Origin of the sequence: Geminocystis sp. NIES-3709, from assembly GCF_001548115.1 — a bacterium.
GTDB lineage: Bacteria > Cyanobacteriota > Cyanobacteriia > Cyanobacteriales > Cyanobacteriaceae > Geminocystis.
The window spans coordinates 3,472,883-3,486,921 of the sequence record NZ_AP014821.1 but is presented as its reverse complement, the minus strand read 5'-3'; the positions used below and the strand labels follow the sequence as shown (position 1 = coordinate 3,486,921).

At 31.8% G+C, this 14,039-nt stretch carries 9 protein-coding genes; 6 read left to right on the top strand and 3 right to left on the bottom strand.

Annotated features, from left to right (window positions below; all coding sequences use genetic code 11):
• The first annotated feature begins 227 nt into the window (after nucleotides 1–227).
• Together GM3709_RS14785 and GM3709_RS14780 are read left to right on the top strand one after the other, a co-directional pair.
• On the top strand, nucleotides 228–2,339 hold the full coding sequence (locus tag GM3709_RS14785) for an adenylate/guanylate cyclase domain-containing protein (protein WP_066120781.1): 2,112 nt from the start codon (nucleotides 228–230) through the stop codon (nucleotides 2,337–2,339).
• Nucleotides 2,340–2,652: 313 nt separating this feature from the next.
• Entirely contained in the window at nucleotides 2,653–4,089 is a 1,437-nt protein-coding gene (locus GM3709_RS14780) for a mechanosensitive ion channel family protein (protein ID WP_066120779.1), read from the top strand.
• A 247-nt stretch (nucleotides 4,090–4,336) separates the two neighbouring features.
• Here GM3709_RS14780 and ureG read toward each other — a convergent pair whose 3' ends face one another.
• Nucleotides 4,337–4,936 (bottom strand): urease accessory protein UreG, encoded by a 600-nt coding sequence (gene ureG, locus GM3709_RS14775; protein WP_066120777.1) that lies wholly within the window; start codon nucleotides 4,934–4,936, stop codon nucleotides 4,337–4,339.
• Between the two features lie 192 nt (nucleotides 4,937–5,128).
• On the opposite strand from ureG, the gene trmD reads away from it, so the two are divergent.
• The 3 genes from trmD to GM3709_RS14760 all read left to right on the top strand — a co-directional run bounded on the left by trmD (nucleotide 5,129) and on the right by GM3709_RS14760 (nucleotide 7,579).
• The gene (gene trmD / locus GM3709_RS14770; protein ID WP_066121975.1) at nucleotides 5,129–5,830 is read left to right on the top strand and encodes a tRNA (guanosine(37)-N1)-methyltransferase TrmD; all 702 of its coding nucleotides are present in this window, start codon (nucleotides 5,129–5,131) and stop codon (nucleotides 5,828–5,830) included.
• A 176-nt stretch (nucleotides 5,831–6,006) separates the two neighbouring features.
• The gene (locus GM3709_RS14765; protein WP_066120775.1) at nucleotides 6,007–6,960 is read left to right on the top strand and encodes a hypothetical protein; all 954 of its coding nucleotides are present in this window, start codon (nucleotides 6,007–6,009) and stop codon (nucleotides 6,958–6,960) included.
• Nucleotides 6,961–6,967: 7 nt separating this feature from the next.
• Nucleotides 6,968–7,579 carry a PH domain-containing protein gene (locus GM3709_RS14760; RefSeq protein ID WP_066120774.1) on the top strand — a complete coding sequence of 204 codons (612 nt, stop codon included), beginning with the start codon at nucleotides 6,968–6,970 and terminating at the stop codon, nucleotides 7,577–7,579.
• Between the two features lie 197 nt (nucleotides 7,580–7,776).
• Here GM3709_RS14760 and GM3709_RS14755 read toward each other — a convergent pair whose 3' ends face one another.
• The gene (locus GM3709_RS14755; RefSeq protein WP_066120772.1) at nucleotides 7,777–10,401 is read right to left on the bottom strand and encodes a trans-splicing intein-formed DNA polymerase III subunit alpha N-terminal partner DnaE-N; all 2,625 of its coding nucleotides are present in this window, start codon (nucleotides 10,399–10,401) and stop codon (nucleotides 7,777–7,779) included.
• A gap of 297 nt (nucleotides 10,402–10,698) precedes the next feature.
• On the opposite strand from GM3709_RS14755, the gene GM3709_RS14750 reads away from it, so the two are divergent.
• Nucleotides 10,699–11,490, top strand: coding sequence for a Crp/Fnr family transcriptional regulator (locus GM3709_RS14750; RefSeq protein ID WP_066120770.1), 792 nt, complete (start codon nucleotides 10,699–10,701; stop codon nucleotides 11,488–11,490).
• Between the two features lie 165 nt (nucleotides 11,491–11,655).
• Here the strand turns inward: GM3709_RS14750 and GM3709_RS14745 are convergent, their stop codons facing one another.
• A complete protein-coding gene (locus GM3709_RS14745) occupies nucleotides 11,656–13,932 on the bottom strand; it encodes a DHH family phosphoesterase (RefSeq protein WP_066120768.1) in 2,277 nt (758 codons plus the stop codon).
• Between the last annotated feature and the right edge of the window lie 107 nt (nucleotides 13,933–14,039).

Below are 14,039 nucleotides of genomic sequence, written 5' to 3'. Positions count from 1 at the left end.
CAATGCTAGTATTTAAAGTAAAGGCTTTTGTTTCTACAAAGCTACGAATGGTATCAAAAGACATTTAGCCGTAGTGGGTTCTATAAGTGCAAAAGTAAATCTTCAACCACGACAAAAATAAGCTAAAACGCATTTCTGTTCCAACCTTAAATTCAAGATAGCAAGGGTTTCAGTGTTTAAAACCGCCGATAAAATGTGACTTACCTTAGAATGAGAAATGATCCGCAATGAATCTAATTAATCATCTTAGTATTAAATCAAAATTGATTATCATGCTATTGATAGTCAGTACTTCTTGTGTTCTAGTAGTTTCTTATCTTGGTTATCGTAGTGGTAAAATAAATCTTACTAATCGAGTATTCAACCAATTAACCAGTATTCGGGCTTCAAAAGCCTATCAGATTAAATCATATCTACAAAATATTCGTAATCATACCGAAACATTAAGCGAAGATCCTGCTATTATTACGGCAATTCAAGAATTTACTCAAGGATATAATGAACTTCAAACCTCCAGTATTTCCCCTAAAATGGATTTGAAGATTAATGAATATTATCAAGAAGAATTTTTAACTCGTTTAAGTAAAATGGAAGAAGGCACTCCCATTCTCGAATCTTATACTCCTAAAGGAATCCCCTCTCGTTATCTTCAATATCATTACATTGCTGGAAATCCTTATGAAGTAGGAAAAAAACAATTATTAAATAATGCTAATGATGGGAGTGAATATAGCAAAGTACATAGTCGTTATCATCGGATTTTTCGCAATATTATTGAAAAATTTGGTTATTATGATATGTTTTTAATTGATCCTCAAGGTACGATCGTCTATACAGTTTTTAAGGAAACGGATTTTACCAGTAATTTACAACAAGGAGCCTATAAAAATAGTAATTTAGGTAAGTTAAACTCTATTGTCCAAAATAGCAAGGAAAAAGATTATTCTGAAATCATCGATTTTGAACCCTACGAACCATCTTACAACGCCCCTGCCATCTTTATTGCCGCTCCTATTTACGATCGTTCTCAATTTTTGGGAGTCTTAGCCTTTCAACTACCGGTAAATGAGATTAATAATGTGATGACGGGGAATCGTCAATGGAAGCAAGACGGCTTAGGAGAATCAGGAGAAACTTATTTAGTCGGTAGAGATTTTTTAATGCGATCGGTGTCTCGGTTTCTGATTGAAGATCCAGTTGCCTACAAGAATATTCTTAAATCTTTAGGAACGCAAGATTCAACGATTAACCGTATCGAAAAATACAATACATCTATTTTGGAGCAAACCGTGAGAACTATAGGAGTAGAAAAAGCCTTGAGTGGCAAAGAAGGTACAGAAATCATTAGGGATTATCGAGATATACCTGTATTAAGTTCCTATGCACCATTAGATTTAAAAGGTTTAGATTGGGTAATTTTGTCAGAAATAGATCTTGCGGAGGCTTATGCACCTATTTATTCGTTTAAAAATCAGATTATTATTTCTGGCACGGTTTTAATGGTTATTGTTACTTTAATTGCCATGGGGTTGGCTTATTTGTTTGTAAAACCCATTAATTTATTAATCGCCAATGCACGTAAAATAGCACAAGGAGAATTAGATGAGATTATCTCCATAACAACAAAAGATGAATTTGCCGAATTAGCAATATCTTTTAATGATATGGTGAGAAGTCTGCGGACTCAAACTAATCTTGTGCAAGAAAAAAATCAAGAAAATGAACAATTATTACTGAGTATTTTTCCCGCTTCCATTGCCAAACGGTTAAAACGAGGGGAGAAAAATATTGCCGAAGACGTTTCTAATGTGGCGGTGTTATTTTCTGATTTGACGGGATTTTCTAAATTATCAGAGTCGTTAACTGCCTATGAAATAGTATCTATTCTCAATGATCTTGTTTCTTCCTTTGATGAAGCCGCCGAGCGTTACAGTATGGATAAAATAAAGACTATTGGCGATAGTTATTTAGCCGTTTGTGGTTTATCGATTCCTTATCTTGATCATGATAAACGGGCGATCGATTTTGCTTTGGAAATGATTGCGATCGTCAAACGCTTTAACCATCAACGTAATTTTGAACTCAATATCAGCGTTGGCATTAATTCTGGAGATGTAGTCGCAGGAATAGTAGGACGAAATAAATTTATTTACGATGTGTGGGGTGATACAATAAATTTCGCTAGTACTTTACGTTCTGCTTGTCCTCCCGGATTCATTTTAGTCTCATCAGAAGTAAAACGTCGCTTACAAGACATCTACGAATTTGAGCCTTTAACCGAAGATTTTAATAATGGTAAAACGAAACTTAATGCTTGGCAGTTAAAAAATCCCCTATAACATCTGAGTTCTATAAAGAATTGTCGGTTAAGATTTTAGAGTATTAGGGTTTTGGGGTGTTAGGGAGTTTTCTCCAATTTAATCGTGTTTTTCTCATAAAATTACGTTAATTATGACTATCAAAACCTTGTAAATACAAGAGTTTCACTCATCGAACTCAGGTCTATAACAAGGAGATAGGAAATAGGATAAAAAACCTTAATACTTGTAAAAAATATACTCAGAAATAATAAACAATTTTAGAATTTAGAAATGACCTAATCATCTCCTTTGTCTGTATATTATCCCCAACTTCCCCAGATTTGAACAATTTATGAATCAAAGTAATCCTAATACTCTACTGTGGGCGATCGCCCTTATTCTGGGTTTTCCTTTCTTAATTATTAGTTTAGGAGAATTAAGTCATCGCTTTCAACGACAAGGTAAAGCTATTGCCTCCACCCTTAACATTGTGCGTAATTTAGTTTTACCCGTCCTCGTATTGATGTTGTTATTACAATATATTCTGTTAGTGGACAAAAATAGTAACCTGATGAAAGGGGTACAAACTTTTTTTTGGGTATGTTTAATTCATGGGGCTTTATCTCTTTTTAACACCATACTATTTCAACAGGCTAACATTGATACTTGGCGATCGAGAGTGCCGAAACTATTAGTTGATATATCTCGCTTATTTTTAATCATAGTCGGTATCGGTATCGTTCTGGCGAAAGTTTGGAATGCTGATTTAGCAGGGTTAGCGGCGGCATTAGGAGTAAGTTCGATCGTCATTGCTTTAGCCTTACAAGATACCCTCGGAAGTGTCATGTCAGGTATTGCTTTATTATTTGAACGCCCTTTTAATGTGGGAGATTGGCTCAAAGTCGGGGATTTAGTCGGACAAGTTATTGATATAAATTGGAGGGCAGTACGTTTACAAACCTTAGAAAAGGAAATGGTAATTATCCCCCATAAAGTCATTAGTGCGGAAATAATCAGAAACTTCAGTCAACCCTTACGCCTTCATGCTGAAAGATTTAGTATTGGTTTTTCCTATCAAGATCCCCCTAACCTTGCCAAAAAAGTACTGAAAAATACCGCCCTTACCACCGAAGGAATATTAACTAATCCTGAACCACAAGTATTTACTCTATCCTATGATGATTCAGCCATTAACTATGAAGTGAAATTTTATATCGAAGATTATGGCAATCTTGAAGAAATTAGAGATACTTTTGTGAGTAGAATTTGGTACGCCGCCCAACGTCATAATTTAAACATCCCTTTTCCTATTCGTACCCTCTATCACTATAACGGACCAACATATCAAGCCCAAGGAATATCTAACAAGATGGCACAAAGCCTACAATCAATTCCGTCTTTTGTACCCTTAGACAGAGAAGCTGATAATTTACATACTCTCACCACTGGTATTGTCTTACAACATTTTGGTAAAAGAGAATATGCCGTTAGACAAGGAGATTCGGGACAAGCTCTTTATATTATCATTTCGGGAGAAGCTCGGATGTTAATTAAAAATAATAATGGAGAAGAAGAAGAAGTCTTACGATTGAAAGTGGGAGAGTTTTTTGGTGAAATGGCATTATTTTCAGGAGAGCCTAGTCGTATATCTATTCAGGCAGTGGAGGATATGGAAGTAATGACTTTATCAAGTGCGATCGTGAATCAAATGATTGAACGTCAACCCAGTTTTGCCAGAGAAATTGGTCAAATTTTGGAAAATCGTCGCCGTGCCATATCTTCTCTATAGAACTTATTTGGTATCTTTCCTAGAATCATTATTCAGTCAATATTGTACAAAAATTGATATTGAAGGTAGCACTTATTGCGTAAGGTTTTTAAAATAGATCTCAAATGGGTTCTATATTGTAAGAAAATAAAAGGTTAATTCCTCTCTTTTTAAAGGAGTTAAGGAAGATATGCTTACACAATCGTACCAAACAAAATTTTCATAAATGATTTAGGATTGCTATATACTTGAATTAAGGTAAATTCTGTTAATTACTATAATGAAATTGAATAAAATCAATAACTTCATTTAAGCCTAATCCTGTTTTAAGGTTAGTGAAAACAAAAGGTTTATTTCCACGCATCTTTTTCGTATCCCTTGTCATAACTTCTAAACTTGCACCGACATAAGGTGCTAAATCTATCTTATTTATAACCAGTAAATCAGATTTTGTGATACCAGGCCCACCTTTTCGGGGTATTTTATCTCCTGCCGCTACATCAATAACATAGATAGTTAAATCGACTAATTCTGGGCTAAAAGTTGCCGCTAAATTATCCCCCCCACTTTCTACAAATACTAATTTTAAATCACTAAATAATGATTCTAATTCTTCTATGGCTTCAATATTAATCGACGCATCCTCTCGAATGGCGGTGTGAGGGCATCCTCCTGTTTCTACACCTCTAATTCTTTCTGGTGGTAAAGCCTGAGATTTGACTAAAAATTGAGCATCTTCTTGGGTATAAATATCATTTGTAACTGCCGCTAAAGAATAATTCTTCCTCATACTTTTACATAAAGCATCTAATAATGCTGTCTTACCAGAACCTACAGGCCCTGCTATTCCTACTCGAAAACTACTCATAATATATACTGTCAATAATAAGGTGTTAGATGTGATTTAACTGGAGAGTAACAAAATATTGCCATTGAAGAATGAAGAATGAATAATTTAGTCGCTCTTTTAAAAATTGCTAACTGCTAATTGCTAATTTCTTATAACCCATAATAAATTATAATGAATGAGTGCCATGCGATAAAATTTTTCACAATTACCGTGCAAATTGATGTTATTACACTTTTTCCTAACTTTTTTCAAACTCCCTTAGAATGTGGATTATTAGGGAAGGCTTTAAATAAAGGGATTGCAAAAGTTAATCTCATTAATCCGAGAGATTTTACGACGGATAAACACCATAGTGTTGATGACATTCCCTATGGTGGTGGGGTTGGTATGGTGTTAAAACCTGAACCTATTTTTGCGGCAGTGGAGTCTTTACCTGTTTTAAAATCCAGAGATGTAATTTTATTAACTCCCCAAGGAGAAACTCTTAATCAGGATTTATTGAGAAATTTGGCAACTAATTATGAGCAGTTAGTTTTGATTTGCGGACATTATGAGGGAGTTGATGAAAGAGTACAACATTTAGTTACAAGAGAAGTCTCAATCGGTGATTTTGTCTTAACTAGCGGTGAAATTCCAGCTTTAACTCTCATTAATGGGGTAGTAAGACTGTTACCTGGTACCGTAGGTAAAGTAGAATCGATATATGCGGATAGTTTTGAAGATGATTTATTAGATTATCCTCATTATACTAGACCTCCTGTATTTAGAGACTGGGAAGTTCCCCCTGTATTACGATCGGGCAATCATCAAGAAATTGCAAAATGGCGTTATCAGAAACAATTAGAAGCTACAGAAAGAAAACGTCCTGATTTGATGAAAAAATACCATAATCGTCACGGAGAAACAAATTAGTTATTTTTCCCATCTTTTGGCATAAGCTAGTAAAATATATTAAATTTAGTATCTAATTTGATTGTTTGTTCACGGAATAAAGTCCTTACTAGAAATATCCATTTTTTGACCGATCGAACTAACTTGATATTGATGATCTCAAATTATTAAAAATATTATATTAAGAAAGTAAGACTATGAATAAATCTACCATTTTTTCTGCTACAAAATCATCTCCTAATTTCTTATTCTTATCTCTTACCAGTATCGGAGTTTTAATTTCCCCTATTTTTACTCTGAATGCTTTTGCTAACATTGATATTTCGATCGATCCTTACAATGATTCAGGATTTGATACTCCTCCTGTTATTAGTCAACCACAAGCCACAAAAACTAATTCTGTTTCTCCTACTCCTATCAATAATCAATCTTTACCAACACAGAATCTAAATAATAACCTAGAAGAAATATTTATTAATGGTAATCCGACTCCCTCTCGTCCTAATATGGTGTCAGGAAATGTGATTAAATCGAATAAAACCTTACCACAAATTCCGCCATTATCGGAACCTTATCGCAATTCCCCAAATAATATCAACCCCAATTCTCCAGATAATGAAGCCATAGAAAGTCAGAAAAATGATGTATCGGTATCTTCACTTTCACCTTTTGATGGTACTCCCCAAGAGAATCAAGATAACATATTAGACAAAAAAATCATCAATAATTCTAATAGTAATGTTCGATCGATCAATATCAGTCCTAATTCTACTCCTCAAAATACCTCTAATACTCCTACGGTAGAAAATACCTCGATCGTACCATCAACAAACCCCGGTAGAAGAAGAAGTTTAAATGATATTTTAGTACTATCTAACTCTCCCACAACTCCACAAAATAATCAAATTCCTGAGTCAATATCTTCTTTATCTTCATCTCCTAATAACATTTATAAAGTTTTAGTAAGAGTAAATAATCAAAACCAAGAATCACAGGTAAAATCATTATATCCCGAAGCCTTTAGAGCCAATGTAAGAGGACAATCTATGCTACAGGTGGGAGTATTTAGTTCCCCAGAAAAAGCCCAAGAAGTCTCTCAATCTTTTAAAAGTATCGGCTTAGATACAGAACTTTTAACTATTAATAGGTAAGAAAATCATGTTTAAAAATATTGCTTCTGATGTATTAGGTTTAAGTGATATTGGTGCTATTATTCAGCCCAAAGACTTCCATAAAGTCGAATCTGACGATTATATTCTATACGAAGATGGAGAAAAAATCTATTTTTTAATTAAGTCTAAATCTGATGAATATTGTTTTACAAATTATGCTTTGATTCATTTAGATGGCGCTTCTGCTACCAGCAAAAAACGATTATTAAAACGCTATAGCTATAAAAGTAATCCCATTACTGATGTTACTTTAGAAACTGCTGGTACAGTCGATTTAGACATTGAAATTAAGTTTAATATTGGTAATATTTCTTACTCGATCGATGTTATAAAACAAGACATAGAAGCCTTAAAAGATTTATATAAAACTTTAGTGAAAATAAGCTCAATTCAGGCAGAAAATCAACACTATTTACACTATGCACAACAAAGTCTTGATTTAGCTAGTAAAAGTTTAAAACCTTATACAAATAATGCTTTACCTGATGAACAATTTAAGGCAATAAATTTATATAGTTTTAACTGGCTTAAAAAAAGTCATCATGAGTTTATGCGAAAAGATTTTAGCGAAGTTTTTGATCAATTTATAAATAAATAAATTAGTTTTTTCAGACTCTTAGGTGTCAATGTCCTAAATTATAAAAAAGGTATTAGGTTTTAGGTAATAAGTGTTAGGTTAAATTAAAACTATTAATTTATAACAATTGCATTTTTATAATTCGATGATGATTATATATAAAGGCTAGGTTTTAGATTTTATATATAATTTCCATTTCTAATTTTAAATTTCTAATTCTAATTTTTGATTTCTAATAAGTCTAATCCTTCCTCAAAAATTCGATCGACTTCTACCATTCTACCATCTTGAATCATCATTTTATGGTCTTTTGTTGCTCGAATAATTCTGCCGTCTTCTAACTCATATTCAAACACTTCTTGCATTCCTCGATCGTGCCATTGTTTGATATATTGAGTATAAATAAAACCATTTTTATCCACACTATAAACTTGACAATTAATCTTTTCTTGGACTATTTTACCAATAGGAATAGCCCCATATTCTACTGTTAAAACTTCCGTATCATAGCTTAAACAATACTCAGCAAATTTCACCATTTGCTCAAATAAACTTTCGGCAATTACCTGACTGACTCCATTTTTTATCGAACCATCAATAAAATTTTCTCGATGTTTTTGCATCTCAGAGGCTTTCTTTTTACCCATAGCACGACGTAACAAATCTGCCTCCCCTAAAGAATAACCTGCCAAGTCTTGTGCCATTTTCATAATCTGTTCTTGGTACACAAGCACTGCATAAGTTTCTTTTAAAATAGGTTCAAGTAAAGGATGTTCATATTTTATCGGTTCTCGTCCATGTTTACGGTTAATAAAAATAGGAATTAAACCAGCATCGAGAGGGCCGGGACGATATAAGGCTAAAATAGAAGAAATATCCTCAATTCCCGAAGGTTTTAAGTCTTTGACAATTTCTTTCATACCGTCAGACTCTAGCTGAAAAATTCCTTCTAAATCTCCTCTTTCTAGTAGTTTATGAGTTTGTGCTACATCAAATGGTAATTTTTTACTTGTACCTTTCGCGATGATTTCTAAGGCTTTTCTTTCTCCCAAAGGCAACTCATCCACATCTATTGATATGTTTTGATTTTGCTTAATTAACTCTGCTGTTTTTTGAATTGTGGTAAGATTTTTTAACCCTAAAAAGTCCATTTTTAATAACCCTAAAGACTCCAAATCTTCCATAAAATATTGAGTAATAACTGCACCTTCATTATTTTTTTGTAAAGGCACAATTTCATCTAATCTTTGACTAGAAATAACAACTCCTGCGGCATGAACTCCAAATGTTTTATTTGTTCCTTCAATTCTAATTGCCATGTCTAACCAACGACGAACTTTTGGATCGGTATCATATTTTTCTTTAAATTCTGGGGATGGTGTTTCATCAGAAATCATCACTTTTAATTTAGTAGGTTTTCCCCTTGAAACGGGAATTAATTTTGCCATGTGATCAGATTCAGAATAAGGAATATCAAGAACTCTAGCCACATCTTTTAATACTGATTTTGAAGTTAAACGGTTAAAAGTAATAATTTGAGCAACTTTATCTTCACCATATTTATCTGTGACATATTTGATCATTTGATCCCTTTTATCTATGCAAAAATCAGTATCCACATCGGGCATAGATTTACGTTCAGGATTTAAAAATCTTTCAAATAATAAACCATGATGAACCGGATCAATATTCGTTATTCCTAAAGCATAAGCAACTAAAGATCCTGCAGCGGAACCTCGTCCTGGGCCTACGGGAATGTTATTATCTCTTGCATATTTAATATAGTCCCAAACTACTAAGAAATAGGTGCAAAAACCCATCTGCTCCATCATCTTTAATTCATACTCTAAACGCTCTCGATATTCTTGAGAAATTTCACTGCGTTGATAACATTTGAATCTTTTTAATAGTCCTTCCCATGTCACTTCTTCTAAAAAACTTTCAGATGTATGTCCTGCGGGTACTTGATAATCAGGAATACGAGGTTCTCCTAATACATGATAAGGCTTAATTTTATCTGCTATTTCTAATGTATTTTTGATAGCTTTTTCGATCGTTTCATTATCAAGATGATCTCTAAATAATAACCTCATTTCTTCTTCTGATTTAAGGTATTCTGTCCCTGAATAACGCAGTCTTTTTAACTGATCAATAGTTGTCTTTGTGTTAATACATAAAAGGGCGTCATGGGCTTCTACATCATTACAAGAAATAAAGTGAGAATCATTCGTTGCAACTATTTTTATCTCTAATTTCTTACTGATTTTAACAATTTCAGTATTGACGATTCTATCCTCTTGAGAACCATGATCTTGAATTTCTAAGTAAAAATCATCACCGAAAACTCCTTTATACCACTTAGCTACTTCCCTTGCTCTTTTATAATCTCCTTGCAAAATTGCTTGGGGAATTTCGCCTCCTAAACAAGCACTTGTGACGATTAACCCTTCATGATATTCTTTTAATAACTCTTTATTAATACAAGGTCGTCCAAATGGCCCTTTTCCTTGCATTCCTTGAAGATGAGAAATAGTGGTTAATTTAACTAAATTTTGATAACCTTTAGTATCTTTTGCCAAAACAATTTGATGATATTTTCTAATTTTTTTCTGTTGTTCGGTTATGTCTGCATTAATTACATACATTTCATTGCCAATAATTGGCTTAATATTTTTATTCATGCAATTTTTGATTAATTGTATTGCACCATACATCACTCCATGATCGGTAATGGCGATCGCAGGCATATTAAGTTGTGTAGCACGATCGATCAAAGCAGGAATTTGGGAAGCACCATCGAGGAGACTATAATCAGTATGAATATGTAAACCAACAAAAGACATTATCTGAGGAATTGAAAACGACTAATCTATTTTACTCTTTCTTAACTTGCACTTTTTTTTAAAAACACTTTTATTTGCACAAATTTTCTCTGATTAACACCTTTAAACCCTTATTAATTAAAGTTTCTTACATCGAGCTTGAGCAATACTAATTCATATTTATTTAATACAAAAATATTAAAAATGTTTTAAGTTACTTATAGGTTTTATATCAAATGAAATTGCAATTAAACTTGAGGTTGTCCATAACTGTGGGAAAATATAATTAAGAAAGAAAATTAATTAACTTACAGGACAATGGCAAAGAAAAAAAATTTGAGTGAAACAAGTATTATTACTTCACTTATAGAAAATTCTTATCTGTTTCAAGGATTAAATCAGGAAGAATTGAGTTCTTTTTTACCACCAGAAAGCCTCACGAAGGAAAAATTATTTTCTAATCGTCCTGTATTTACCGCATTTTTGCCCGATGAAAATTTAGATAGTCTTTATATAATTTTAGAAGGTGGCCCTGTAATTGTTCGTAGTAACCCTCTCGATCGAATTATCTCAATTACCTATGGTGGGGGTTGTTTTGGGATGCGTAGTCTTCCTTTTAGTTATGGATTAGCTAGTAAGAGTTTTCCCAGTTTGGTAGAGGCTTATAAAACGACTTATATTACTAAAATACCTCTTAATACTTTACAACAAATTTACGATCGTTTCGATATTGTACGCGATCGATATGCTAAATTATTTGAACTTAGGGAAAAATTTGCCTATCATTTATTAAACTGTAGTACTTATCCCCCTCAAGCTGTGGCTGCATTATTAAGATCATTAATTTATCAAGAGAGAGAATTACAAAGTCAACCCAACGAAAAAGGAATTTATACCTTTGACTTATCCGTTGAAGTCATTGCTAAAGCCTGTCAATTAAATCAGCGCACTGTTGAACAAGTTTTAAAAGGAATGCAAAAAGAAGGTTTAATCACCTTAGATAAAGAAAATGATACTTCTGATGATATTATTTACATCCTCAAACCTGAAGAATTAAAAGAAGTATATAGTTCCACTAGAGATAAAGTATCATGGTGGCCTCTTAAATAAGATTAATTTGAACAGATAACGGAATCTAAGAAATAAAGAATAGATCTTATCTCAGTTCAAGATAAAATTCTCGGTAAAGAGAGGGAAAAGGAAAAAGGGAAGATGAAAAATTGATTTTTCCCGTTTTGTCTCATTGGTATTATTGTACTGATACAATATCTGAGTTTAATTCAGATTAATTATTTCTTCTTGAATAGTAGAAATTGGAACTTGATGAAAATAAGTTTTTTGTAAGTTTTCTTGGTAAATAATTTCTTGAAAAATATCTTTTGTTTTGAGATAATTTTCTGAGGTAAATGTTGTTTGATTTTGTATAAATTTGATCTGATTATCTATACTATGATAGTTTATACCGATTTTTTCTAAAGAGTTTAAGATAATTTTCAGGGTATTTTTGTTAATGGATAATACTCCTAATAGTTCTTCAATAGTTATAGTTTTATTTTCTTTAATCTTATTATTAATTAATATAATTAATTTTTGCCATAATTCTTCAATTTTTAGGCTATTATCATGATTATAAGCTAAGATTAAATCTTTATCATAGTCGATCGCTTCCTTAGATTTATTACTAATTTCCTGCCATTGTAAAGGACATTCTTTTAATAAAACTTCATCATTATCTATAGTATCAAATTGATTGGTATTCGATCGATAATCAATAATAGTAGGAAGGTTATTAAAATTAGTATAAACAGTTAAATTTTCTTGAGCAATTTTTAAATCAATAATTCTAATAAAATATTTTCTTTTGTGAATATTTTTGTCTAATTCTACGATCACATCATAACGAGATTCAGGATTAATTTCTTTACTATAATGTCCTTCCCAAACTCCTAAAAATCCTCGATCGCAACTATTATCATGAATAGTAAAATAAGTTTTAATATACTGTATATATGAATTATTTTTACTTTTTATATTTTTATGGGAAATATTAGTAAACCAACAATTTTGAATTAACAATTTTGGAGAAGGATTATTTAAGCTACAAGGTTCAATTAATTCCAATTCTTCAAATAAATTTTTACTTAAATTCTCTACAGTCACGATTAAATCAATATCAATATTTTCGGTTAATAAATAAGGATTAATTTTACTTCTTAATTGTTGATTTAGATTATCTCTAAATAAATTAATATTTTCGGCTGGTAAAGATAATTCTATGTCTTGATGATATTTAGTTAAAGTCAATAGTAAATCCTGTTGATTGCTTAACAATTCCCATAGATTTATACCTTGATGACAATACGCAAAACCATGAGCGATCAAGTTTTCATCTATAGAGAATAAAATGGTAGGATGTCCATATTCTTGACTAATATAATTAACCGTTAATGCTAAAAATTTATAATCCCATTGACTATCACTAAAAATAATAACTCCATTTGTAGATAAATCAATATTTACTATTTTTTCTTTAATTTGTTTAAGAAATTTTTGTTGTAAATCTAAAAAAACCAGATAAGATTGCTCAACTTTTACAGCCAATCTACTTCGATAAGATAAGTCATCAGTAATTAATAATTTTAACAATAAATTCTCTTTATTATAAATACTATTAAATACTTTAATTCTAATTCCTAAACCTTTTTGATAATGAGTAACTCGATCGTCATTAGCTTCGCAATTATCAGATAATAATTTAATATAAGGACGATATTTTTGTCGAATTAATTTAATCCCCCGTTGCACTAAAAAACGAGATTCTCCTTTTAAAACTCCTCTATTTGCCAATAATCCTAAAGCTACCAAATCAAGAAGATTATCAGGAGATTGTCCAGAAAATTTTTGATATAAAGCCTCTAATAATTTATAACTAATTCCCACCGCCGTAAGATCATAAAAAGGATGATTTTCCGCAAAATTAAGAGGATTCAGAAAAGAAATAACATCAGGTCGATCGACTGGTAAAATATGATGATCAATCATAATTATATCGATACCCTGTCCTTGAGCATAAGAAACAACCTCAAGACTTTCACATCCCATATCTACAGCTACAATTAAATTTACTTTTCTCTGTATCAATAAATCGATACCTTGACAATTTAATCCCCTAACACTATCCTCTGAAAAATAATAATTCAAGAGATTATTCCCTTGAAAAAAAGGCTTTAAACCCTCTATTAATATTGCAGTAGCCACCACCCCATCAATCCTCGAATCTCCCCAAATAACTATATTTTCCTTGTGTTTCCAAGCCTTTTCTAAACGAGATATTCCCCTTTTTATTTCCTGCCCAAATTCAAAAGCCGAAGGAGATTGATAACCATTCAAATCCAATAAATCTTTCAAACCAGCAACATCTTTTATACCTCTATTCCAAAGTAATCTTGCTAAATAATTTACACTATCTTTTTTTGTAATATCTTTAATTTGCTTAAAAAACCATTCAGGAATATCAAGAGTATGAGAAATTCTCCACTTAACGTGATTCATAATTAAAAAGAAATAAAAATATTAAAGACTAATTTAGACAAGAAAATTATAAAAAATATAGTAAGGAATTAGGATGTAATTCTATCATGAAAATAATCAGAATTAAA

Bases quoted from the DNA above. Each gene is read 5' to 3' on its own strand.
- GM3709_RS14745 (WP_066120768.1), bottom strand. From the start codon at position 13,932: ATGAATCACGTTAAGTGGAGAATTTCTCATACTCTTGATATTCCTGAA.
- GM3709_RS14785 (WP_066120781.1), top strand. From the start codon at position 228: ATGAATCTAATTAATCATCTTAGTATTAAATCAAAATTGATTATCATG.
- GM3709_RS14780 (WP_066120779.1), top strand. From the start codon at position 2,653: ATGAATCAAAGTAATCCTAATACTCTACTGTGGGCGATCGCCCTTATT.
- ureG (WP_066120777.1), bottom strand. From the start codon at position 4,936: ATGAGTAGTTTTCGAGTAGGAATAGCAGGGCCTGTAGGTTCTGGTAAG.
- GM3709_RS14760 (WP_066120774.1), top strand. From the start codon at position 6,968: ATGTTTAAAAATATTGCTTCTGATGTATTAGGTTTAAGTGATATTGGT.
- GM3709_RS14755 (WP_066120772.1), bottom strand. From the start codon at position 10,401: ATGTCTTTTGTTGGTTTACATATTCATACTGATTATAGTCTCCTCGAT.
- GM3709_RS14750 (WP_066120770.1), top strand. From the start codon at position 10,699: ATGGCAAAGAAAAAAAATTTGAGTGAAACAAGTATTATTACTTCACTT.
- GM3709_RS14765 (WP_066120775.1), top strand. From the start codon at position 6,007: ATGAATAAATCTACCATTTTTTCTGCTACAAAATCATCTCCTAATTTC.